This is a genomic window from Sphingomonas sp. ID1715 (genome assembly GCF_013044515.1).
GTDB lineage: Bacteria > Pseudomonadota > Alphaproteobacteria > Sphingomonadales > Sphingomonadaceae > Sphingomonas_B.
On the sequence record NZ_JABEPR010000001.1, the window covers coordinates 415,900 to 438,872 of the forward strand.

The following is a 22,973-nucleotide window of genomic DNA, read 5'->3' on the forward strand; positions in this document are numbered from 1 at the left end:
ATTCCCGGCTAGAACTTATACCCGATGGTCACGCCATAGGTTCGCGGCTCCTCGAGGAAGCCGTTGACGCCAAATCCCACGATGCTGGAGCTGACAAAGGCGTTTGAGATGTACGTCTTGTTGGCGAGATTCTTGCCGTAGACGGTCACGCTCCAGCGATCGCCCGGATCGGTGTAGATCAGCGAGGCATTGAGCTTGGTCTTTGCCGGCTGCGACACCTGCGGAACGTTGAAGGCACTGAAATAGACCTTATCGACCCACAAGACCTCTCCGCGAAGGGCAAAGGATCCATGGTCCGAGCGCACGGTATATTGTGCCATGGCGTCGACCGTCCATTTGGGGGCTTGCGGCAGGCGGTTGCCGGCGTTGTTGAAAGCCGGTGCGCCGGTCGCCGGGTCGACGGTGCGCCCGTCACCTCCGGGTCGCGCGGGATCGATACTGATGAAACTGTCGAACTTGGCGTTGAGATAGGAGCCGGTCAGACCCAGTTCTAAGTCGGGCGTGGGGCGCGCGCGCAACTCGAGCTCGGCACCGTAGATCGTCGCTGTCGCCGCATTCTCCAGCGCGAGTGACGCGTTGACCACCTTGCCGACCTGGAGATCCTTGTAATCATAATAAAAGCCGGCAAGATTTATGCGGAGCCGCCGATCGAGGAATTCCGATTTCAGGCCCCCTTCATAGGCCGTGACCTTCTCCGGCTTCACGGGCGGCTGCACGCCGCCGACATTGTAGGTGCCGCTTTTGAAGCCTCGCGAAACCGAGGCGTAGAGCAAAGCGTCGGGCGTGATTTGATACTCGAGCGCCACTTTCGGCGTGAAGGATCGGAAGGTCTTGTGCGGTTGGCAGGTCGGGACCGATGGGATATCGGCTCCGCACTGGGCGAGCGGCGCGACGGGATTGGCGGGCGAATAGGGTCGCGCGAGGTCGAACTGAAGCTGTTCGGAAATGCCTTTTCGCTCGATGCTGTAACGGCCACCGACGACGAGGTGAATCTCCGGGGTCAGATTGTAGGTCGCTTGCCCGAAGATGGCGCCGGCATCAGTCTCGAGACGCCCGCCGGCATAATAGCCCTGGCGGATGACGCCGGGACCGCCGAAGCCAATATCATTGTAGGGAATGATGATCGCGCCGGCGTCATTTTCGTGGAAATAAAATGCCCCCAGCAGCCATCGGAACCGGTCGGATTCGGACGAGAGCTGAAACTCCTGGCTGAACTGTTTGTCGTCTTCGTTCTGGAAGATCGGCGCGAGACGAAAACTGGTGGAATCGAGGTCCGATCCGGTAATGTATTTCGTGCTGCGATAGGCCGTGATCGACTTGGCTGTGACGCCGCCGAATCGATATGCAATCTCGCTGCTGACACCCCAGATCGTGCGCCGGTTGAACGGATCGGCTTCGTTTGCGATATCGCGCGGATTGCTTGCGGTGACGCCGCCGAACTGAATGCCGAAAGGTGTGATTGTCTGGCCGCTGGCAGTCTGGCCCGCGGGTCCGAAATAATGATAGCCGTTCGCGTTGTCATTTTCTCGATGATAGTCGGCGATCAGAGTGATGGTGAGATCGTCGGCGGGTAAAAGCTTCAGCGTACCACGGATCGAACGGGCATTGGTGTCGTCGATCCTAGTGCCGGTCGTGATGTTTCGGCCATAGCCGTTGCGGTCGTCCGTCGAGAAAGCGATCCGCGCGAGCACTTTATCAGAGACAATCGGGCCGCTGACGGCGCCGTCGAACGCCAAACGACCATAGTTGCCGACCGTGACATCGCCATAACCCGAAAACGTGTCGGTGGGCTGGCGCGTTATGAGGTTGATTGAGCCGCCGGTCGCGTTGCGGCCATAGAGCGTGCCCTGTGGCCCGCGCAGAACTTCCACGCGATCGACGTCGTAGAATGCGCTGAGCGCTGCGGCGCCGCGCGAAATGAACGCGCTGTTGAGGTGGAAAGCGATACTTCCCTCGGCGCCGGTGCTGAGGTTGTCGAGGCCGATGCCGCGCAGCGAGATTCTCGCGACGCCGAGCTGCTGGCCGAGGTTGAGATTGGGGACGGCGGCCTGCAGACCCTCGATGCTGTTGATGCCCGCCTTCGCGAGGTCATTGCCGGATAGGGCCGTCACCGCGAGAGGAATTTTCTGCACCGACTCGCTGCGCTTCTGCGCAGTCACGATGATGTCCTGAAGACCGGCGCCCTGATCCTGTGCGGCGGGCGTCGATACGGCCTCCGGCTGCGGAGTGCTCGCAGCCGATGAAGCCGGCTCAGTCTGTGCGTAAGCGCTTGTGCCAACGACCGCAGGCAAAAGAAGTCCGATCCGCGCGGCGCGCGGCCAAAGCTTATCCATTTCGTAATCCCCTCCTCGTTGGACGCCGACGCGGTTCATGCGGCGCCTTTGGTTTCCTACCCCGCTATGCGGCCAGGTTCTGGCGCGCGGTCTCCTCCATCTCTGCCATTGCCGTGGTGTTGGGCGGCGGAACGAGCGGACCGCGACGCAGGGCCTGCTCCATGATCCGCTCGCGCGAGCCCTCCGCCATGCGGAGCAACTGCTTGAAGTCGACGCCAGTCAAGCGACCGTGGCGCTTCACGACCTCGCCGCGCAGGACCACCGTATCGATGTTGGAAACGTTAGCCTGCAGCACGACCGCGCCCACCATGTCGTTCAGCGGCATGAGGTTGAAGTCGTTGGGCGCGATGAGAACGATATCGCCATCCTTGCCCGGCGTGAGCGATCCCGTGCGATGATCAAGACCCATCGCTTCCGCGCCGTTGATCGTCATCCACGCGATCGCGTCACGTACCTTGAATGGGATATCCTCAGGCATCCGACCTTGCGCATTGACCGGATCGTTGGCCAGGACGCGCGCGTCTTGAAGACCGAGGCGTGCCTGCGTGAGTAGGTCGCCACCGTTGCAGGAGATAACGTCGGCCCCAAGTGTAGGCTTGATGCCGACATCGTGGGCGCGGCCGATCAAGGGGTGGCCCATGCCCATCTGCAGTTCCGTATCGGGCGTGCATGAAACCTTGGCGCCATTATCGGCGAGCAGGCGAAGTTCGTTGTCTGTCACGGAATTGCAATGCACATGGACCTGGTCGGGTCCAAGGAGTCCGGCCGCCGCGAGTTCCTCTATACCGCTGCAAAAAGCGGAGCCCCAGAAACAGTTCGTGTGAATTGTTTGCTGCACGCCAAGTCGGCGGCCTGTCATGATCTCCTTACGCGTCGAATCGAACGGATACATCCCGACCTCGGTGATCGCGACCGCCATGCCCAGCCGCTGATCGTCCGACGAAAAATGCTGCGTCCTTATCCGTTCCGCATCGGCGATGCGTTGGTCGACGCTCGTAAAATAAGGCCGGTCGACCGGTGCTGGATAGAAGCCGTAGGCATAGAGGCCAGCAATCCGGGCGTCCCGCAGGCCGCGGATGGCCTCATCGGCATGTTCCGGACTGTGCGACGTATGTGAGAAGTCATAGAGCGTCGTGATCCCGGCGTTCAGAGCTTCTAGGGCGCCGATATAATTGCCCACATAGACATCTTCTGGCGTATAGACGGGCGAGATGTTGAAGCGGATGCAGCGCATATACTGCATGAGGCTCATGTCGGCGCAAATCGCGCGTAGCTGAGTCTGCCAAGTATGCCGATGCGTATCGACCATGCCTGGCATTACAATCGTGCCGGTCGCGTCGATCTCCTCTGCCTCATCATGGTGAAGGTTTTGACCGATCTCAGCGATGCGTCCGTTCACGATCAAAACATCCCCACTGGGCACGTCGCCGATCGCAGGATCGCCGGTGATGACATAGCCGTTACGGATCAGGATCGGTCTCACAGTTTCGTTCCCCTACCATCTATTTTTGTGACGGAAGCCAGCGTAGGCTGCGCGTCCTTGATCGAGTGATACGAACGTTCCACTCACATGTCAATTCGGGGCGCTTTTGGGGGAGAAGATGATTGAAATTACCAGATATTAAGCCAAAAAAGGCAATCTCCAAGCCGCAAACGGAACGACCGGATCTGCGCGAGCAGATCCTGGACGCCGCCGAGTCGCTGTTCGCGGACCGGGGCTATTTCGGCGTTTCGGTGCGAGAAATAACGGATGCAGCGTCCACACGGCTCGCCGCTGTGAATTATCATTTTGGAACCAAGGAAGCGCTGTTCACGGAAGTCATAGAACGCCGCAGCGCGTGGTTGAACGAAGAGCGGCTGCGAAGGCTTGCGGAGCTGGACCTCGATCCAGATCGCCCGGAAGCATCGGCTCGACTTCTCATCCGCGCATTTTACGGCCCCCTCTTGAGCCGTTTTGAATCCGGTGAGCCGGGGTGGATGAATTATTGTCGCCTCATCTCACAGATAGCAGGCGTGCAACTCTGGATGGACGAAATAGTTGCACCGCTATTTGATGAAATATCTCGCCGATATGTCGAGGCGATGATATCTATCAAACCAAAGTCATCGCGCGATGATGCCTTGCAGGCCTATCAGTTTATTCTGAGCTGTACGCTGTACACATTCGCCGACAATCGCCGGATCGATCACATGTCGGGTGGGCGACTTTCTTCACGGAACATCTCGGTGACCCTGAAGGCCATGGAGGACTTTTGCGTGGGGGGATTGTTATCGTGTCTTAGGGTACAGGGCATTGGCAAGCTCGATGGTTGATGCCGCTCACCGTGATTGCCTGCTTGATTGAACGAATGTCCGCCATGAGGGCGCTCTTCCGACGTAGGTGAATTTGTGACGTAGGGCATGGTAGGATATGATACGATACTGCTTCTTATTGTTCAGTCCCACTATTCACGGATGCATCTAAGTAACTGACGTTTATAATAATTATGGTGGAAAGCCGCGCTCTTAATCAGCGGTTCCGAGCCGTGACGCTTATCGCGAAGCCGCCCAACGAGGGCGCTGCCAATACGGCTGTCTCCGGTCGCTCGGCGGCAAGCGCTGGATGGGCGCAGAACAGCCCGTGAGCTGTGAGAACTCGATAGGATCCTTCTCGACATCCGACACTGCGGTTGCCGCGTCGATCACGTCGGCCCAATCTTGCAGCATCCGCCTTCGCGGGGTGAGATAGAGCGCGCTGTTATAGGCGCCGCGCACTTCGTCCTCATCCTCGTGGGCGAGCGCCATCTCGATCCAGTCGGGCTTGTAGCGTTCGGCTTCGTTCGCCCAGGTCGAGCCGAGCCCCCGAAACCCATGCACCGTCTGCCGGCCAAGATAGCCCATGCGGTAGCAGGCATAGATCATGGTGTTCTCGGAAATAGGCTTTCCAGGCTTGGCTCCGGGAAAGAGGAACGCATCGTTCGTCGCCTGCAAGCGGCGCTGAACGATCATTGCGGCCTGGCGGGACAGCGGAACAAGATGCTCACGTTCCATCTTCATGCGCTCCGGCGACAGACGCCATAGCGGGTTCGGTCCATAGAGATCCTCGAACTCGTCCCTGGCCGCGAAGCGGGTTTCGCTGGTTCGGACCCATGTGAGCAAGGTGAACAGCAGCGCGTCACGGGTGATCTCGCGGCGGCGCGGCGTGTCCTCGCCGTCATAGGCGAAGATCGCCCGCACCAGCTTCGGAAACTCCGCGAGCGGCACGCGCGCCATGTGCCTGACGGGCGGCTTGGGCTTGAGCGCATCGTTGAGGCCGAGCGTCGGATCGATGGTCGCCCAGCCGCTCGCGATCGCGAAGCGATAGATCTGGCTGACGTTCTGCTTGAGGCGACGGGCGATATCGAGGGCGCCGCGCGCTTCGACCGCGCGGATCATCTCGAGAATCTCGGGCGGGTCGATTTCCGTGATCGGACGCTTCCCGATGACCGGAAAGACGTCGCGCTCCATCCGGTTGATGACGCGCAGGGCATGGGCCGAGTCCAGCCCTTCAATACGATTGGCGTGCCAGGCCCGCGCAATCTCTTCGAACAGCTTGAGCGCGGCCCTCTGCTTCTTCGCCCGCTTCCTGGCCTCGGCGGGGTCCTCACCCTGATCGAGCAGCCGCTTGGCTTCGGTCCGCTTCTCGCGGGCGATCGCCAGCGTGACGGTCGGATATTTGCCGAAGCTCAGCAGTTTTTCCTTGCCGTCGAAGCGGTATTTCAGGCGCCAGAGCTTCGATCCGTTCGGCTGGACGAGCAGGTGCAGGCCTTCTCCATCGGACAGCTTGTAGGGGCGCTGCCGCTTGGTGGCGTATTTGACCTCAAGTTCTTTCAAAGCCATCTGGGGGTATCGCCTGTTTTGGGGACAGCCGAAAAATACCCCCAAAATACCCCCAATCCAAATCGCCGTGGGTGGCCGCAGCGGGTCGCACCGGGACGCCGGCGTACGCAACGGGACGCGAAAAATATTTGATTTTCCTCGAAAAATGTCTGCCAGTGGCCTCAGTGGGCCACCGGTGGACAATCCGGGATGGTAGCGGAGGAGGGACTTGAACCCCCGACACGCGGATTATGATTCCGCTGCTCTAACCAACTGAGCTACTCCGCCCCAGGGCAGGTGCGGGCCTATAGGTAAGGGGTTGGCGGCGGTCAACACGGTCGCTGCTAGCGGAAGCGGTGCTCGCTGAGCGGCTCCCAGGGGCCGCCGCGATACCACCAGCTGGCGAGGCCGGCGATCTGCAGCGGACGCGGCGCGAAGCTCCGTTCGAGTTCTGCCAGCAACGCCTTCGCTTCCTTCGGTTCGACCTTGTTCTGGACGGTGATGTGCGGCCGCCACGGCGCCTGATCCTGGGGCGTCAGCATGCCCGTGAAATGCTCGACCAGGCGCTGCCGGATCGCCGCCAGTCGGTCGCTGTCGACCACATACGCGACACCGCGGCCAAGATGGCGCAGGCCCGACAGCCGTGCCGCCGGCGCCTTCGCCCGACACTCGGCCTTGAGCTGTTCGCGCACTTCATCCGCAAGGCTCGGCGGGAGATGGTGGAACAGCGTGATGTGCGCCGGCACCTGATTGCGCTCGGGCGGAAAATGCCTGCGCCTCAGCCCGTCCGCCCAGGCAAAATCGCTTGCGCCGAGCAGAGCGGTGACGATGATCGGTGCGGACAAGTGAACCTCGACAGGAGCAACCGATGATCGACTTCTACACCGCCGCGACGCCGAACGGCTACAAGGTGTCGATCATGCTGGAAGAATGCGGACTGCCCTACACGCCGCACTTCATCGACATGGCGGCGCAGGAGCAGAAGTCGCCAGAATTCCTGGCGATCAATCCCAATGGGCGCATTCCGGCAATCGTCGATGATGGCTTCCCGGTGTTCGAATCAGGTGCGATCCTGATCTGGCTGGCGGAGAAGACGGGCAAGTTCCTGCCTAGCGATCCCAGGTCGCGCAGCACCGTCATCCAGTGGGTGATGTGGCAGATGGGCGGGCTCGGGCCGATGATGGGCCAGCTGAACGTGTTCAAGCGCTATTTCCCGGAGCACATCCCAGCCGCGATCGAGCGCTACGAGCGCGAAAGCTACCGGCTTTTCGGCGTGATGGACGGGCGGCTATCCGCTTCACCCTATCTGGGCGGAGACGATTACAGCATCGCCGATATCGCCTGCTGGCCCTGGGTCCGCGCCCACGAATGGCCGGGGCTGACGCTCGACAATCACCCGCACCTGAAGGACTGGGCCGACAAGGTCGGCGAGCGGGACGCGGTCAAGAGGGGCGTACAGGTGCCGCCGCGTGGCGAGATGACCGAGGAAGCGCGCAAGCAGTTCGTCGAGCGCGCGCGACAAATCCTCGCCTAGATCTCGACCTGGCTGCCGAGTTCGACCACCCGGTTGGTGGGCAGCTTGAAAAACTCCATCGCGCTTTCCGCGTTGCGCAGCATCCAGGCGAACAGCTTTTCGCGCCAGATCGCCATGCCGGGCCGGGACGAGGCGAGCAGGGTCTGGCGGGCGAGGAAGAAGCTGGTGTCCATCATCTTGAACTCAGGGCCGCAGCCGGTGATCTGAGCAAGCGCGGCGGGCACGTCCGGTTCCTGCATGAAGCCGTATTTGATCACCAGCCGATGGAAGCCGTGGCCGAGCGGCTCCAGCTGGCAGCGTGTCTCCTGCTCGATGAAGGGCACGTCGGCGATCTTGACCGTGAGCAGGATCACCCGCTCGTGCAGCACCTTGTTGTGCTTCAGATTATGGAGCAGCGCGTGCGGCACGCCGTCGGGCGTCGAGGTCATGAACACCGCGGTGCCGGGCACGCGAGTGGCCGAGGTCGCGGCGGATTCGATGAAGATCGAGATCGGCATCGCCGCTTCGCGCAGCCGCTCGATCATCAGCTTGCGCCCCTTCGCCCAGGTGGTCAGCAGCGTGAAGGCGATGATGCCGACCAGCAGCGGGAACCAGCCGCCATCGGGCACCTTGGTCAGGTTGGACGCGAGATAGGCAAGGTCGACCGTGAAGAAGACGGTCAGCAGCGCGACCGCCGCGGCCTTGTTCCAGTGCCATAGCGAGAAGAGCACGACGGCGATCAGGCAGGCGTCGATCGTCATCGCGCCGGTGACCGCGATGCCATAGGCGGCAGCGAGGTTCGACGAGGATTGGAAGAACAGGACGAGCAGGATCACCATCACCATCAGCGCCCAGTTGATCACCGGGATGTAGATTTGGCCGGCGGTGCTGGCGCTGGTGTGGGTGATGCGCAGGCGGGGGATGAAGCCGAGCTGGATTGCCTGCTGGGTGACAGAAAATGCGCCGGAGATCACCGCCTGGCTGGCGATGATTGTGGCAAGCGTGGCGAGGATGACCAGGGGCAGCCGGAACGCCTCCGGCGCGAGCAGGAAGAACGGGTTCTTGATCGTCTCCGCCGCCTCGGCAGGAGAAAGCGACAGCACCATCGCGCCCTGGCCCAAATAATTGAGCATGAGCGCTGGCAGCACGAAGAACATCCACGACACCCGGATCGGATTGCGTCCGAAATGCCCCATATCCGCGTACAGCGCTTCGGCGCCCGTAACCGCCAGCACGACGCTGCCGAGCGCGAGGAAGGCGCGCCAGCTATCGCCGATGAAGAAACGCATTGCGTACCAGGGATTGAGCGCTGCCAGCACGGCCGGCGCCTGCACGAGGTACATCACACCGAGCACGGCGATGGTGACGAAGTAAGCCAGCATGATCGGGCCGAACAGCCGGCCCACCGCGGCCGTGCCGCGCGACTGGATCATGAACAGGAAGACGAGGATCCCGACCGCCAGCGGCACCACGAAAGGCGAGAAGCGCGCCTCGACGACTGTCAGGCCCTCTACCGCCGAAAGCACCGACATGGCCGGCGTGATCATGGAATCGCCGTAGAAGAGCGCGGTGGCGAACACGCCCAGCAGCACGATCGGGGCAGTCCAGCGCTTGCCCGGCGTCGAGCGGTTGATCAGCGCGAGCAACGCGAGGCTGCCGCCCTCCCCCTTGTTATCCGCACGCATGATCACGGTGACATATTTCAGCGTCACCATCAGCATCATCGACCAGAAGACGAGGCTGAGCACGCCATAGATGTGCAGCGCGTCCGGCTCGAGCCGGTGATGCCCCGCAAAGGTCTCGCGAAACGCGTAGATGGGGCTGGTGCCGATGTCGCCGAAGACGATGCCGATTGCGCCGATGGCGAGCTTCAGCAGCCCCTGGCTGCCATGGCCGTGCGGGTCGACTGACGCCTGCGGCTCCACGACGCCGGCGACGACCGCCGGGTCTGCCACGGGCGCGCTCATCGGCGCGACATTTCAGGAAGGATCGTCATCATGAACATAACGTACGAACGCGGCCCATAGCCCCCTGCAAGGACAGCGGCGCGGGCGCCTAGCATGGCTTAGATGGGGGTGCAATCATCGCCCCTCAAGCACCGAACAGCGCATCCGCTTCGGTGCGGGTCGCGACCGAGCGCAGCACGAAGCTGGAACTGATCGTGGTGACCCCCGGCAGCCGCCCAAGATGTTCGCGGTGGAGGCGTTCATAATCATCCAGGTCCTTCGCGACGATCTTCAGCCGGTAATCGTGCGCTCCGGAGATGAGCGCGCATTCGACGATGCCGTCAATCTCGGCCACGGCGCGCTCGAAGCGGGCGAGATCCTCCTCGACTTGGGTGGACAAGGTAATGTCGACCAATGCGGTCACGTGAAAGCCGAGCTTCTTGTGACCGAGCCGCGCGCCATAGCCGGCGATGCGGCCGGAGGCTTCCAGCCCCTGGATGCGACGGGTGCAGGCGGATTGGGAGAGGCCGGCCGCTTCGGCGATGCGGCTGACCGGCGCGCGAGCGTCCTGCGCCAGAGTCTTCAGGATTGTTCGGTCGATACGGTCCATGACCGCACTTCTATGCACGCCGTGGCATCATCGCCACTGCTCTTTGCAAGGATTCGCGTCGGCAAGTTGCAGTATAGGCGCGACAACCCATCAGAAGGAGAGCGATCATGCGCGTCGGCGTGCCCAAGGAGATCAAGAACCACGAATATCGCGTGGGCCTCACCCCGCCATCGGTCGCGGAGCTGGTCGCCGCGGGCCATGAGGTGATCGTCGAGACCAAGGCGGGCAGCGGCATCGACTTCGACGACTCCGACTATGTCGAAGCGGGCGCGCGTATCGTCGGCACGGCGGCTGAAGTTTTCGCCCAGTCCGACATGATCGTGAAAGTGAAAGAGCCGCAGGCACAGGAGATCGCACTGCTGGAGCCCCGCCACCTGCTCTTCACCTATCTTCACCTCGCCCCCGATCCCGAGCAGGCGCAGGGGCTGATCAAGTCCGGCGCGACCTGCATCGCCTATGAGACGGTGACGGCGCGCGATGGCTCGCTGCCGCTGCTGAAGCCGATGTCCGAAGTCGCCGGTCGCATGTCGGTGCAAGTCGGCGCGCACTATCTTGAGAAGGAACAGGGCGGCCGTGGCGTGCTGCTCGGCGGCGTGCCAGGCGTGGCCCCGGCCAAGGTCGCGATCCTGGGCGGCGGCGTGTCCGGCGTGAACGCGGCTCAGATGGCGGTCGGCATGCGCGCCGACGTCACCATCTACGACATCAACAACGCTCGCCTTGCCGAGCTCGACATGTTCTTTTCAAACCAGATCAAGACGGCCTTCGCCTCCAAGGCGGCCGTGGCGGCGGCGGTGCGCAACGCGCATCTCGTGATCGGCGCCGTGCTCGTGCCGGGCGCCGCGGCGCCCAAGCTCGTCACCCGCGAAATGGTCAAGACGATGAAGCGCGGGTCGGTTATGGTCGATATCGCGATCGACCAGGGCGGCTGCTTCGAAACCAGCCACGCGACCACCCACCAGGATCCGGTGTTCGAAGTGGACGGCGTGATCCATTATTGCGTCGCCAACATGCCGGGCGCGGTGGCGCGAACCTCCGCCTTCGCGCTGAACAACGCCACCCTCCCCTTCGCCCTCAAGCTTGCGAATCTGGGTGCGGAAGCAGCGATGCGCGCCGATCAGCATCTTGCGAACGGCCTCAACGTAATGGGCGGCAAGATCAAGCATCAGGCCGTTGCCGACGCGCTGGGGCTGGAATATTCGGCGTTCGCCTGAGCCTTCGGTAGCAAAGGAATGTTTCGCTCGTCCCGAGCGAAGCCTGTCCTGAGCGAAGTCGAAGGGTCGAGGGGCGCAGCTCAGAGCTAGCGCCCTTCGACTACGCGCTTCGCGCTCCGCTCAGGACGAACGAGGTATGGAACGAACACAGAACGTCCCGCGTTTCCCAGCGCATGACCGACCAGCACAACCCCAAGGAACACGCCAACGGCAACGCCGAGAAGGACCCGGATGATTGGGTCACCGGCGACGAGCCGATGACCGGCGCTCAGGCGTCTTACCTCAAGACGCTCTCTGAAGAAGCGCAGGGAGAGTTCGACGACGAACTGAGCAAGGCCGAAGCCTCGAAGAGGATCGACGCGCTGCAGGAGAAAACCGGCCGAGGCAAGTAAGGCCCCAGACGCAAGTCGAGTCGCTCACCCCCACTCGTCCTCACATCCAGCCACCGTCACAAGTGACTGGATATTAACGAAGGTTAACGAGTCGTTGACCACCTCTTCAATTATGTGAGACGCTCAGACTTCAGTCGATCTGGGGGTTGAGATGAAGCATCATCGGATTTTGGCTGTGGCGGTCTCCGCATTGGCGCTGGCTACCGGCGCGCCGGCTGGTGCTGCAGAGCTTGTTACCTATTCCTGGACGACCACGAGCCAAGGCTTCGGCAACAATGTCGGCCAGCCAAGTTTGGCCACGTTCCAGGTGGCGCTTTCGGCAGTGCAGAGCGGTCGGATCGAGCTGAGCGATATTCAGAACATCCAGCTTGCCTATCCCGGATTGTCGCTGGACTCATTCGTCGCCTCCAGCGGCGGGCTGGAAAATGCCGCCTTCGTCGATCCGAATACAGGAGCGTTCATCTTCAACAACCTGAACCAGGGCCTCAGTGTAGTTGGTTATGAAGGCGGCTTGTTCTCGCTTTCATTTCTCTCCATCACGATCGGGAACCCCTACAGTCCCTTCGGACAACCGCTGAACAGCGTGGCCGACCAGTTCAATGCGCTGAAGAACGGTGGACCATTTGCGGGCTTTCCCACGGCTGGCTTCTGGACGGCTAGATTCCCGGACCCGACCCCGCGTGTTCCAGAGCCTTCGAGTTGGGCGCTGATGTTAGCCGGTTTCGGCATTCTGGGTTGGGCCGCGCGGAGATCGGAGAGGGCGTTCGTCAGCTACGGCTGACGCCGTTTCATCCTCACTCATCCCCCCGCGGCTTCGGCAGGAGCAGCGCGAGCAGTAGCGCGCGGCATTCGCCGTCGATGGTGCCGTCGATCAGTTCGGGGCGGAAGCGGCGTTGGAAGGCGACCGTGGCGGCGAGCGGGTCGGTGACTTCATAGCCGAAGCGTTCGAGCGCGAGTAGGAAGCCGGCATCGCTCCAGCCGGGATCCATCAGGTTCTTGGTCGGGCGCGGCAGTGCCAGGCGGAGCTTCGCCAGCCGTCCCCAGGGGAAGAGCTCGCCCGGATCCTGCTTGCGCGCCGGGGCGATGTCGGAATGGCCGACGATGTTGCCGCGGGTGATGCTATAGCGCTCCTTGATGCCCTGCATCAGCGGGATCAGCGCGTTGATCTGCTCGTCCGGGAAAGGCCGGTAGCCGAACTCGTGTCCGGGATTGACGATCTCGATACCGATCGAGGCGGAGTTCACGTCGGTGATGCCGCGCCAGTGCGAGCGGCCGGCATGCCACGCGCGCTTGTCCTCTGCGACCATGCGGACCACCTGCCCGTCTTCGGTGACCACATAATGGGCCGACACCTTCGCCTCAGGATTGGCGAGTTGCGCGATCGCCGAGGCGGCATCCTGCATGCCAGTATAATGGAGCACGATCATCGAAATCGGGCTGCTGCGCTCGTCGAAATTCGGCGAGGGCGTGTCGATGATCTCGGTCAAACCTGCTGCTCCCTCACCCGCGCCGAACGAATGGTGATGATCGCCACTCCGGTCAGCGCGACGATCCCGCCCAAAATCATCAGGGGCGTCAAGGGTGTGTGGAAGAACAACGAAGCGAACAGGACCGAAAGCACCGGCGAAGCGAGGGTCAGCGGCGTTACCGACGCGACGGGGTGACGCTGCAGCAGCCACGACATCGAGCCATGACCGATCAGCGTCGAGCCGATTGCGGAAAAGGCGACCCAACCGAAGCTCTTGAGCGGGATGGTCGGGATGCTCTGGAGACCGTGCGGCTCGAAGACCAGGGCGACCGGCGTGAGCATCACCGCGCCGACCAGCCCGATCCAGGCGTACATGGTCATGATCGGCACGCCCCTCAGATTCCGCTGGATAAGAGAGGAAGTCGCCCAGATCGCGCTGCCGAGGATGGTGAGCGCGATGCCGGGCAGTTCGTGCGCGACCGCGGGGTCGAAGACGAGAATGGTCACGCCCAGGACCGACAAAGCGACGCCGGCGATTCGGTATTTGTGGATGCGCTCCTTGAACACCAGAACGGCGAGCAGCAGCGAGAACGGCACGCCCATCTGGCTCGCGATCGCCAGGGCCCCGACATTGTCCGCCACCGCCATCGACAGGTTGATGACCAGAAAGAATGCGCCCCCGGTCAGAAATCCGAGCGCCAGCAATTCCTTCATGCGGCCCGGCACCACCCGCAGCCAGGACAGGCAGACCGCCAGTACGATGATCTGGCGGAGAAAGGCCGCGGTGAGCGGCGGGATCTCGGTCACCGCCATCTTCACGGCGATGATGTTCATGCCCCAGAGCAGGTTCATCACCGCGGCAACGGCAAAGTCGAGGGCGCCGAGGCGGGCAGAGACGGTCACTCCGCCGCTCTACCCGGCTAGGATCGGGCCGCAACCCGCTGAGTCAGGCGACGTGTCGCTTTTCGGATGGCACGCGGCAGTAAAGTCCGCGCGCACCCGGCGCAGACATGAAGGCTTCGGTCTGGCCAATCACCGTTTCCCCGGCACCCAGCATCAGCAGGCCGTCAGGCGCCAGCGAGTCGGCGAGCCGATCGAACGCCTCCCGCCGCCGTTCGGCCGAGAAATAGAGCAGCACGTTGCGGCACAGGATCAGGTCAAACCGCCCGGTCTGCGCCAGCAGCAGGTTGTGGCGGCGGAACCGAAGGTAGCGGGCCAGATCCCGTTTCACGCGCCACTGGTCGCCGACCTGATCGAACCAGCGCAACATCGACGTCACCGGCAGGCCGCGCTGGATTTCGAACTGGGTGTAAAAGCCGGCCTTCGCCTTGACGAGCGCAGCGTCCGATACGTCGGTCGCGGTGATGTCGATCGTCCAGCCCTGCCAACGCGCGGCGTCGCCGGCGAATATCATCGCCAGGGAATAGGCTTCCTGGCCGGTCGAGCAGCCTGCGCACCAGATCGACAGCCGGCGTGTACCGCTCCGCGCCTGACGCAGCCGCTCCAGCACGCTTGTGCGCAGCTGGTCGAACATCTGCGCGTCGCGAAAGAAGAAGGTCTCGTTGTTGAGCAGCGCCTCCACCACTTCGCTGGCAAGCGCGGGATCCCGCCCGCTCCGCACCGCGTCGGCGAGCGCCCCCAGGTCGGCGAGCTTGCGTTCCTTCATCAGGGATTTGAGGACGGTCTCTACCCGCCACAGACGGTTGGGGCCGATCTGCTGGCCGGTCCGTTGTTCCAGCAGTTCCGCGAACGCGCGCAGCGGCGCCTTGTCGTCCGTCATGCGGCGACGCGTTCGCGGCGGGAGAGCAGATCGGCGATCTGGAAGGGCGGCAGCATGGCGCTGGCGAGGCCCGCCGTGGCGACGGCGCCGGGCATGCCCCATACGACCGAACTGTCGCGATCCTGGACGAACAGATCCGCGCCGATCGCCGCCAGCTGTTCGGCGCCGCGCAGGCCGTCGCGGCCCATGCCGCTCAGCACGACGCCGATGCCGGACACCCCGAACACGTCCGCGACGCTGGCGAACATCGGATCGACCGAGGGCAGACAGCCGCTTTCGACGCGCTCATTGGTGATGCGCACGCGCGGCATGCCGCCGCCAAGCTCCACGCAGAGATGCCCCTCCCCCGGCGCCACGATGATGCGGCCACGCGCCAGGGGCATGCCCGCCCGGGCGACGGCGGTCGGCCGGCCGGACATTTCCTGCACCTGCCCTGCAAAGATAGGCATGAATGAAGGCGGCAGGTGCTGCGTGATCAGGATCGGCACGGCAAAGCTGGGCGGAAGGCCACGCAGCAGGTCCGACAAGGCATGGAGGCCGCCGGTCGAGGCGCCGATCGCCAGGCACGCGACCCGATTGTCGCCGAGCCGCCGGAGCGTCACCTTTGCGTTGGGCTGGCGATGGCACTCTCTCGCTGCGCCAGCGTCCGGGGCGTGGCCGATCCGGATCAGCTTTTCGGCAAGCAGGTCGGCGAAGCGACCGCCAAAGGTGCCGGCACCGGGTTTGGCGAGCGTGTCCGCAGCGCCGAGGGTCAAGGCGCGGATCGTTGCTTCGGCGCCCTGTTCGGCGGAGGACGAGACGATCAGGACGCGCGCCCCCCGGCTCGCTTCGAGCAGGGCCGGCAATGCCGTCAGGCCGTCCTGACCGGGCATTTCGATATCGAGCAGGATGATGTCGACGCGCTGGCTGGCCAGGAACACCAGGGCCGCGCTCGCGCTCGGGACGGTCGCGGCAATCTCGAACTCGCGCCGGTCACCCACCATCCGCGCGAAGACAGCACGGGCCACCGCCGAGTCGTCGACGATCAGCAGCCGAATGGGCCTGGCTTCGGCGGCGGCCTGGCGGGCTTTCATCAAGGCGCGGTGCGGCATCGCGCGGCTTCGTTCAGACGAGACCGACGATCTGGAGCTTGCTTGCGATCGTATCGCGGTCGAACGGCTTCATCACATATTCGTCGGCGCCGGCTTCGATCGCCGCCTTGATATGGCCGATGCCGTTCTCGGTCGTGCAGAAGACGACCTTCGGCCGCTTGGGCAAATCGGTCTGGCCGAGGGCCTTCAGGAACTCCATGCCCGTCATGACCGGCATGTTCCAGTCGAGCAGCACGACGTCGGGCGGGGACGCCTCGCAATGGGTGAGCGCGTCGCGGCCGTCGCCGGCTTCGGCGACCTCGAAGTCGAGCGTCTCGAGAATGTGGCGGGCGACCTTCCGGATGACCTTGGAGTCGTCCACGACGAGGCAGGTTTTCATCTTGCTTACTCGACCTTTTTTCTGGTGGACCCGTGCTTAACGGGAGAGAGTAAGGACGGAGTTAAGGGGCGATCGCGGCAACGCTCAGGCCGCCTGCGCCTCCTCGATACCCGCGATGATTTGCTCGGGGTCGACCAGCAGCAGCGCTTCGCCGTCCAGCTCCAGCATGCCAAGGGCGACCCGCGCCCAACCGGCCTCGAGCCGGCCGCGGATCGGCTGGGGCGGCTCGTCGATGACGCGGGCGTCGTCGATAGAGCCGACGAGCAGGCCATAATGATGGCCGTCGACGCTGACGACCACCGCGCGCTTGCCCTTGCTGCCGGTCTCCGCCAGGCCGAGCGAGCATTCGCAGCAGATCACGGTTAGCACCTTGCTGCGGAGCGCCGCCAGGCCGGCGACGTGCGACGGCGCGAGCGGCACCGGCGCGACGTCGCCAAGGTCCACGACCGACTCCACCAGCGATGCCCGGATCGCGATCGGCTGGCCCGCGATGGTGGCAATCAGATAGAGTTTTTCCATCACGCGCTCCGCTTCGCCAATTGCCGCTCGATCGTGGAGAGCAGTCCCGCCCGGTCGTAACGATAGACGCTGCCATCCTGCGCGCCGCCCAACTCTGCCCGCAGACGCACGACTGGCGCGGTCAGGTCGGCGGGCACCGGTTCCGTTCCGGCAAGGATGATATCGGGCGTCAATTCCGCCTCGCCGCCAAAGCACACCCGGTACCCCGCCGCCTGGAGAAGCGGACTGAGGATTTCGCGCGACCAGCGATCCTCCGGCTCGGCGATCAGGCAAAGGGGCTTGGCAGCTCCAGGGGCAGGCGCCGCCTCGGCCTGAGCGAATAGCCAGAACAGGTCGATCAGTTCGACCTGCTCGCCGTCGATCAGCGCGACGCCGGCAACCGGCCCCTCGGCAGCGGCGGCGTGCATCTGCGGCGGCAGCGCCACGATGTCGATGACATCGTCGATCGCATAAGCCAGCTCCGCGGCCCCATCGCTGAGGCGCAACAGCTTCACCGGGCGGTCATCGCTGAGCAGGATGTCCTCCGCACCCAGGAGCGGAAGCAAGCGTCCGTCCACCGCAACCCTCAGCCGTCCGGCGGTAAACGCGACCTGATCGGCAGGCACATCCTCCAGCCGCTCGACGATGCCGAGCCGGATACCGCGCCGGCGATCCGACAGATCCTTGAACAGCAGTGTCGATACGAGCTCTTCGCTGCTGCCCTCCGCCGCCTCCGGCTGGAACCCGGCAAGCACGTCCGTCTCTTCCGGCTGCACGCCCGCGCGGTCGGCAACGCCTGCAGCATCGAGCATCAGCATCGGCACGCCGCTGTCGGGCAGCGACATGCCGCCATAGACGCCGGTCGCCATCACCGCCGGCGACGCGGGCTTGATCACCAACTCCTCGTGATCATGCACAGCCTCGACGCACAGGGCATAGGACAGGCCCGAACCGGCCCCCACTACGACAATGGTCCGTCCGGAGACGGCCTCGGGACGCCCGATCCCCAGCACTTGTTCGAGGTGGACGAGCGGCAAGGTACGGCCGCGGATGGTCGCGAAATGGGCGTGGCCCAGCGCATCGACCCGGATGGCGGCGCTGGAGACGTGGACGATCTCCTCGATCGCGGCGCGGGGCAAGGCAAAGGACTGGCCGCCCGCCGATACGGTCAATGAAGCGATGATGGTCAGCGTCAGCGGCACGCGGATGACCGTGCGCAGACCCGCGCCAGGCCGGTTCTCCAGCTCGATCGAGCCGCCGATCCGTTCGATGTTCGACTTGACCACATCCATGCCGACGCCGCGGCCGGAAATGGAACTGACTTGGTCGGCGGTACTGAGCCCGGGTGAAAAGATCAGCGAGGCGCGCGCGGCGGGCGGCAGCGCGTTGGCGAGCTCCTGCGTGATCACGCCCAGCGAGACCGCCTTCGCGATCACCCGCGCCTCGTCGATACCCGCGCCGTCGTCCGCGATCTCGATCACGATCTGATTGCCCGACTGGCGCGCGCCGATCGACAGCCGGCCATGATCCGGCTTGCCGCGCTTGCGGCGCTGCTCAAGCGGTTCGATGCCATGGTCGATCGAGTTGCGGACCATGTGCGTCAGCGGGTCGCGGATCAGCTCGATCATTTCGCGGTCGAGCTCGACATCACTGCCGTCGATTTCCAGTTCGACCTGCTTGCCCAGTTCTGAGCAGGTGTCGCGGACCATGCGCGGTAGCGCCGAGAAGAGCTTCTCGATCCGTTGCATGCGCGTGCGCGTGATCGAGTCCCGCATCTCGGCCACGCAGTTGGACAGGCGCTCGAATGCGCCGCCGACGTCCGCCTCCACGCCGATCTCGCGCAGCCGGCGGGACAGTTCGTTGCGCGCCAGCACCATGTCCGAGACGCCGCTCATGATGCGGTCGAGCAAATCCAGCGGCACGCGAATGCTGCGGGTCGGCGCGCGCGACGGGCCGGCGTTCATCTGCGTGGTCGGGGTGCCGGTCACCGGACAGACGATGTTGTCCGCCGACAGCGCGGCGATCAGCAGCGAATCGTCTCCGCCCGGCAGCTCGGCTCCGCTTTCCAGGGCCTCGGTCAGCTCCCCGATCCGGTCGATGATCGCAAGGACCGCGCTGACCAGCGCGCCATCGGGCGTGCGCGTTCCGGCGCGGACGTCCGCAAGGGCATCCTCGGCCGCATGGCTCAGCCGTTCGAAGCGCGGTAGCTCGAGAAAGCCGCAGCTTCCCTTGACGGTGTGCACGAAGCGGAAGATCGCATCCAGGCGCCCGCGGTCGGTTGGATCGGTTTCCCACGCGATGATCTCGCCGGACAGCGCATCCAGCGTCTCGCGCGTTTCGGCCAGGAATTCAGCCAGCAGATCGTCCATCGAGCCCTCGACCTAATCGGCAAGGGCTATGCCGCCGCAAGCGTTAAGAGCGGGTTAGCCGTCCTTCAGGATTGCCCCGAACATCACGAACGGATCGTCGGGGCCGGACACCTGGATCGCGCCGTTCGCTTCCTTGACTAGCTCGCTCGCCATCCAGGCGGCGGCGGCGCGCGGCGTCACTTCGTCGGCCGCCGTCTTGCCTTCGAGCGCGCGACGCAGTTCGGGGTCGAGCACCAGCCGCGGCCCTTCGGCGCGGACGACCATCTCGGTGCCGCCCGAAGTCTTCTCGGCGCCGATGTCGAGCCGGCCGCCGCGCACCAGCGCGTCGCCCGCGATGAGCGCGAGGTTCAACAGCACCTTGATCGCCGGCTTGCTGAGCGTTGCCGGCTCGACCATCCAGCCGATCTCGGTCCGGCCGCCTTCCGCGAACATGCCTTCGATCGCGGTGCGGGCCTCGCGCGCATCGACCTGATCGCCGAAGCCGCCCGCCGCCCCGAAGGCGAGACGAAAGAATTTCAGCTTGTTGGCCGAAGCGCGCGCGCTTTCGTTGAGCAGATCGAGACAGCGCGCCCGCATCTCCGGATCATGCTCGTCGGCGAGCAACTCCAGCCCGTTGTTGAGCGCACCAACCGGGCTCAACAGATCATGGCATAGGCGGGAGCAGAGCAGGCTGGCGAAATCGATGGCGCTGGTCGTCATGGCGCCACCCTGTGGCGGAGCGTGGCGCGCCCGGCAAGCATTACCGACCGCGCTTACGCAACGATCCGGCGAGCCCGGCGTATTGCACATCAGTAACATAGGTGAGCAGCGAGAGGTGAAGGCGATGGCCCGGACGGCGGAAAAGCGCGGCAAGGACGAGACCAGGGCGGCCGAAAAGAAGGTCAAGGCAACCGGCAAACCGGCCGGCGGCGCGCGGGGCGGCATCACGGCACCCGTCACCCCTTCCCCCGAGCTCGCCGAGATCGTCGGCAAGGCCGACCTGCCGCGCAGCGAGGTGGTCAAGAAGGTCTGGGACTATATCAAGAAGAACGACTTGCAGGATGCCAAGGACCGGCGCCAGATCAACGCGGACGAGAAGCTCGGCAAAGTCTTCGGCAAGAAGAAGTCGGTCAGCATGTTCGAGATGAACAAGCATCTGAGCGCGCATCTCACCGCCAAGAAGGGCTGAGTTCCACCTCCTCGAACCCTCGCGCACCGGCGCGCCAGGCGCGGACCTCCGCTCCGCCGACGATGAGCCACAGCTTTCCATTCGGCTCCGCCATCGCCTGGTCGGTTGCGGACGGGAGGGCCGGCCCATGCGGATGCGAATGGTAATAGCCGAGCACCCCGGGGCCGCCTGCCCGCTCTCGCCGCAGCGCCTTGAACAGCGCGGTCGGATCGATTTCGAAGCGCCGGCGCGGGTCGTCGGCGATGTTACGGGCGGGCGCCGCGGCGGTGATCCTGTCCCCGGAGCCGAGCAAAAGGCCGCATACCTCATGCTCGGGATCGGTCGCCGCGTGCGCCTTGATCGCGGCCAGCGCCTCCCTTGAAATTTCGACCTTCGTCACCACATCCGCGTAACGAATGTGCCGGGGGGTTTCCATTCTTGAGACAGTGATCGGGGCCGATGCCGAGGGCTGGCGGCTGGACCGCGCCTTGGCCGCCGCACTGCCGACGCTGTCGCGGGAACGGATCAAGGCGCTCATCTCGTCCGGGCAGGTCCGGCGGGGCGACGGCCTCACCTTGCGCGATCCCGCGATCAAGGCGCGCGCGGGCCAAAGCTTCGCCGTTGAAGTGCCGGCACCGCGACCGGCGCATAACGAGGCCCAGGATCTGGGGCTGACCGTCGTCTATGAAGACGATCACCTGATCGTCATCGACAAGCCGGCGGGGATGGTCGTCCACCCGGCCGCGGGCAACCCGGACGGGACGCTGGTCAACGCCCTGCTCCACCATTGTGCCGGCAATCTGTCGGGCATCGGCGGAGTGGCGCGGCCGGGCATCGTGCACCGGATCGACAAGGATACATCGGGGCTGCTGGTTGCGGCCAAGACCGACCGCGCACATGAGGGGCTGGCGAGGCAGTTCGCCGATCACTCGATCGATCGCCGCTATCAGGCGATCGTCGCCGGGCGCCCGACGAGCGGCGACGGCACCATCGATGCCAATCTCGCCCGATCGGACGCGAACCGGAAGAAGGTCGCGATCGTCGGCACCGGGCGCGGCAAGCGGGCGGTGACGCATTGGCGGTTGGAGAGGCCGCTGCGCGACTCGGCACTGGTCGAATGCCGGCTGGAAACGGGGCGCACGCACCAGGTGCGCGTCCACATGGCATCGATCGGCCACCCGCTGCTCGGCGACCCGGTTTATGGCCGCAGCCGGCCCGGCACGCGCGACGTGTTGAAAAGATTGGGTTTCGAACGGCAGGCCCTGCATGCGGCACGGCTCGGCTTTCGCCACCCGATCGATAGTCGAAGTTTGTCGTTTGACAGTCGAATGCCCGATGACATGCAGGAACTGTTAAGCGCACTGGCGGTATAGGTTTGTTAAGCTTTGCTCTCCGGCAAAAGGCGGGGAGCGTTCGGCAGGGAGATTATAAGATCATGGCTGAAGGCAGAAACGTTCCGGCGACCATCCCGGCGCTGGGCGGCGAGGCCAGCCTCAACCGGTACCTCGCCGAGATCAAGAAATTCCCGATCCTGGCGCCCGAGCAGGAATATATGCTCGCCAAGCGCTATCAGGAGCATGGCGACCCCGAAGCGGCCGCGCAGCTGGTGACGTCCCACCTGCGTCTCGTCGCCAAGATCGCGATGGGCTATCGCGGCTATGGCCTGCCGGTGTCGGAGCTGATCTCCGAAGGCAATATCGGCCTGATGCAGGGTGTGAAGAAGTTCGAGCCCGATCGCGGCTTCCGCCTCGCCACCTATGCGATGTGGTGGATCCGCGCCTCGATCCAGGAATTCATCCTCCGCAGCTGGTCGCTGGTGAAGATGGGCACCACGGCGGCGCAGAAGAAGCTGTTCTTCAACCTCCGCCGGATGAAGAACCGCATCGACGCGTTCGAGGATGGCGACCTGAAGCCCGAGGACGTGACCAAGATCGCGACCGATCTCGGCGTATCGGAAGAAGATGTCGTGTCGATGAACCGCCGCATGGCGATGGGCGGCGACACCTCGCTCAACGTCACCATGCGCGAGGATTCGGAAAGCCAGTGGCAGGACATGCTGGCCGACACCGATCCGCTGCAGGACGAGCGACTGGCGGAGAGCGAAGAGAAGCAGGTCCGCCACGAACTGCTGCTCGAAGCGATGGACGACCTCAACGATCGCGAAAAGCACATCCTCACCGAACGGCGCCTCGCCGAAGAGCCGAAGACCCTGGAGGAACTCTCCCAGGTCTATGGCGTCAGCCGCGAACGTGTCCGCCAGATCGAGGTGCGGGCGTTCGAGAAACTGCAGCGAGCGATGATGCGGCTGGCCGGCGAGAAGCGACTGCTCGCCCTCGCCTGATCCAATCGCAAAGATTCGAAACAGGGCAAGGAGATGCCTATCGCCAGTGTGGCTGAGG

23 protein-coding genes and 1 tRNA gene are annotated in these 22,973 nt (G+C 64.0%); 8 read left to right on the top strand and 16 right to left on the bottom strand.

The window, feature by feature from the left end; all coding sequences use genetic code 11:
- Window positions 1-8: 8 nt before the first annotated feature.
- Together HJG53_RS02025 and HJG53_RS02030 are read right to left on the bottom strand one after the other, a co-directional pair.
- Window positions 9-2,159 carry a TonB-dependent receptor gene (locus HJG53_RS02025; RefSeq protein ID WP_231729059.1) on the bottom strand — a complete coding sequence of 717 codons (2,151 nt, stop codon included), beginning with the start codon at window positions 2,157-2,159 and terminating at the stop codon, window positions 9-11.
- A gap of 238 nt (window positions 2,160-2,397) precedes the next feature.
- Entirely contained in the window at window positions 2,398-3,816 is a 1,419-nt protein-coding gene (locus HJG53_RS02030; RefSeq protein ID WP_058454905.1) for an amidohydrolase family protein, read from the bottom strand.
- A gap of 122 nt (window positions 3,817-3,938) precedes the next feature.
- Between HJG53_RS02030 and HJG53_RS18950 the strand changes: the two genes are divergently transcribed.
- Window positions 3,939-4,646, top strand: a complete 708-nt coding sequence (locus HJG53_RS18950) for a TetR/AcrR family transcriptional regulator (RefSeq protein ID WP_058454906.1) — start codon at window positions 3,939-3,941, stop codon at window positions 4,644-4,646.
- Between the two features lie 219 nt (window positions 4,647-4,865).
- Here HJG53_RS18950 and HJG53_RS02040 read toward each other — a convergent pair whose 3' ends face one another.
- The 3 genes from HJG53_RS02040 to HJG53_RS02050 all read right to left on the bottom strand — a co-directional run bounded on the left by HJG53_RS02040 (window position 4,866) and on the right by HJG53_RS02050 (window position 7,015).
- On the bottom strand, window positions 4,866-6,191 hold the full coding sequence (locus HJG53_RS02040; protein WP_082657688.1) for an integrase arm-type DNA-binding domain-containing protein: 1,326 nt from the start codon (window positions 6,189-6,191) through the stop codon (window positions 4,866-4,868).
- Window positions 6,192-6,381: 190 nt separating this feature from the next.
- Window positions 6,382-6,458, bottom strand: a tRNA-Met gene (locus HJG53_RS02045).
- A 56-nt stretch (window positions 6,459-6,514) separates the two neighbouring features.
- A complete protein-coding gene (locus tag HJG53_RS02050; RefSeq protein WP_171127519.1) occupies window positions 6,515-7,015 on the bottom strand; it encodes a 2'-5' RNA ligase family protein in 501 nt (166 codons plus the stop codon).
- Window positions 7,016-7,038: 23 nt separating this feature from the next.
- On the opposite strand from HJG53_RS02050, the gene HJG53_RS02055 reads away from it, so the two are divergent.
- Window positions 7,039-7,704, top strand: coding sequence for a glutathione S-transferase family protein (locus tag HJG53_RS02055; RefSeq protein WP_171127520.1), 666 nt, complete (start codon window positions 7,039-7,041; stop codon window positions 7,702-7,704).
- On the opposite strand, the gene HJG53_RS02060 is transcribed toward HJG53_RS02055, so the two are convergent.
- Window positions 7,701-9,650, bottom strand: a complete 1,950-nt coding sequence (locus HJG53_RS02060; protein ID WP_171127521.1) for a potassium transporter Kup — start codon at window positions 9,648-9,650, stop codon at window positions 7,701-7,703. The genes HJG53_RS02055 and HJG53_RS02060 overlap by 4 nt on opposite strands.
- Window positions 9,651-9,774: 124 nt before the next feature.
- On the bottom strand, window positions 9,775-10,239 hold the full coding sequence (locus tag HJG53_RS02065; RefSeq protein WP_171127522.1) for an Lrp/AsnC family transcriptional regulator: 465 nt from the start codon (window positions 10,237-10,239) through the stop codon (window positions 9,775-9,777).
- 107 nt (window positions 10,240-10,346) lie between these two features.
- On the opposite strand from HJG53_RS02065, the gene ald reads away from it, so the two are divergent.
- The 3 genes from ald to HJG53_RS02080 all read left to right on the top strand — a co-directional run bounded on the left by ald (window position 10,347) and on the right by HJG53_RS02080 (window position 12,623).
- Entirely contained in the window at window positions 10,347-11,450 is a 1,104-nt protein-coding gene (ald, locus tag HJG53_RS02070) for an alanine dehydrogenase (RefSeq protein WP_171127523.1), read from the top strand.
- Between the two features lie 173 nt (window positions 11,451-11,623).
- On the top strand, window positions 11,624-11,842 hold the full coding sequence (locus HJG53_RS02075) for a DUF3072 domain-containing protein (RefSeq protein ID WP_171127524.1): 219 nt from the start codon (window positions 11,624-11,626) through the stop codon (window positions 11,840-11,842).
- Between the two features lie 151 nt (window positions 11,843-11,993).
- A complete protein-coding gene (locus HJG53_RS02080) occupies window positions 11,994-12,623 on the top strand; it encodes a PEPxxWA-CTERM sorting domain-containing protein (RefSeq protein WP_171127525.1) in 630 nt (209 codons plus the stop codon).
- Window positions 12,624-12,636: 13 nt separating this feature from the next.
- On the opposite strand, the gene HJG53_RS02085 is transcribed toward HJG53_RS02080, so the two are convergent.
- The 8 genes from HJG53_RS02085 to HJG53_RS02120 all read right to left on the bottom strand — a co-directional run bounded on the left by HJG53_RS02085 (window position 12,637) and on the right by HJG53_RS02120 (window position 20,126).
- Entirely contained in the window at window positions 12,637-13,269 is a 633-nt protein-coding gene (locus tag HJG53_RS02085) for an N-acetylmuramoyl-L-alanine amidase (RefSeq protein WP_171128104.1), read from the bottom strand.
- Window positions 13,270-13,325: 56 nt separating this feature from the next.
- Window positions 13,326-14,213, bottom strand: coding sequence for a DMT family transporter (locus HJG53_RS02090; RefSeq protein WP_368039481.1), 888 nt, complete (start codon window positions 14,211-14,213; stop codon window positions 13,326-13,328).
- A 43-nt stretch (window positions 14,214-14,256) separates the two neighbouring features.
- Complete coding sequence (locus HJG53_RS02095; protein WP_171127526.1) at window positions 14,257-15,090, bottom strand: protein-glutamate O-methyltransferase CheR; 834 nt, start codon at window positions 15,088-15,090, stop codon at window positions 14,257-14,259.
- Entirely contained in the window at window positions 15,087-16,163 is a 1,077-nt protein-coding gene (cheB, locus tag HJG53_RS02100; RefSeq protein WP_171127527.1) for a chemotaxis-specific protein-glutamate methyltransferase CheB, read from the bottom strand. The genes HJG53_RS02095 and cheB overlap by 4 nt, the downstream gene beginning before the upstream one ends.
- Window positions 16,164-16,194: 31 nt before the next feature.
- Window positions 16,195-16,560, bottom strand: a complete 366-nt coding sequence (locus HJG53_RS02105; protein ID WP_171127528.1) for a response regulator — start codon at window positions 16,558-16,560, stop codon at window positions 16,195-16,197.
- A gap of 84 nt (window positions 16,561-16,644) precedes the next feature.
- On the bottom strand, window positions 16,645-17,079 hold the full coding sequence (locus tag HJG53_RS02110; protein WP_171127529.1) for a chemotaxis protein CheW: 435 nt from the start codon (window positions 17,077-17,079) through the stop codon (window positions 16,645-16,647).
- Complete coding sequence (locus HJG53_RS02115) at window positions 17,079-19,427, bottom strand: chemotaxis protein CheA (protein WP_171127530.1); 2,349 nt, start codon at window positions 19,425-19,427, stop codon at window positions 17,079-17,081. The genes HJG53_RS02110 and HJG53_RS02115 overlap by 1 nt, the downstream gene beginning before the upstream one ends.
- A gap of 54 nt (window positions 19,428-19,481) precedes the next feature.
- Complete coding sequence (locus tag HJG53_RS02120; RefSeq protein ID WP_171127531.1) at window positions 19,482-20,126, bottom strand: histidine phosphotransferase family protein; 645 nt, start codon at window positions 20,124-20,126, stop codon at window positions 19,482-19,484.
- A gap of 223 nt (window positions 20,127-20,349) precedes the next feature.
- On the opposite strand from HJG53_RS02120, the gene HJG53_RS19035 reads away from it, so the two are divergent.
- The gene (locus HJG53_RS19035; RefSeq protein WP_368039508.1) at window positions 20,350-20,595 is read left to right on the top strand and encodes an SWIB/MDM2 domain-containing protein; all 246 of its coding nucleotides are present in this window, start codon (window positions 20,350-20,352) and stop codon (window positions 20,593-20,595) included.
- On the opposite strand, the gene HJG53_RS02130 is transcribed toward HJG53_RS19035, so the two are convergent.
- Window positions 20,576-20,974, bottom strand: coding sequence for a M67 family metallopeptidase (locus HJG53_RS02130; protein WP_368039482.1), 399 nt, complete (start codon window positions 20,972-20,974; stop codon window positions 20,576-20,578). The two genes, HJG53_RS19035 and HJG53_RS02130, sit on opposite strands and share 20 nt — an antisense overlap.
- A gap of 16 nt (window positions 20,975-20,990) precedes the next feature.
- Here HJG53_RS02130 and HJG53_RS02135 point away from each other — a divergent pair, with 16 nt between their 5' ends.
- Window positions 20,991-21,947, top strand: a complete 957-nt coding sequence (locus tag HJG53_RS02135) for an RluA family pseudouridine synthase (protein ID WP_171127533.1) — start codon at window positions 20,991-20,993, stop codon at window positions 21,945-21,947.
- A gap of 62 nt (window positions 21,948-22,009) precedes the next feature.
- Window positions 22,010-22,915 (top strand): RNA polymerase sigma factor RpoH, encoded by a 906-nt coding sequence (gene rpoH, locus HJG53_RS02140; RefSeq protein WP_171127534.1) that lies wholly within the window; start codon window positions 22,010-22,012, stop codon window positions 22,913-22,915.
- The last annotated feature ends 58 nt before the right edge of the window (window positions 22,916-22,973 follow it).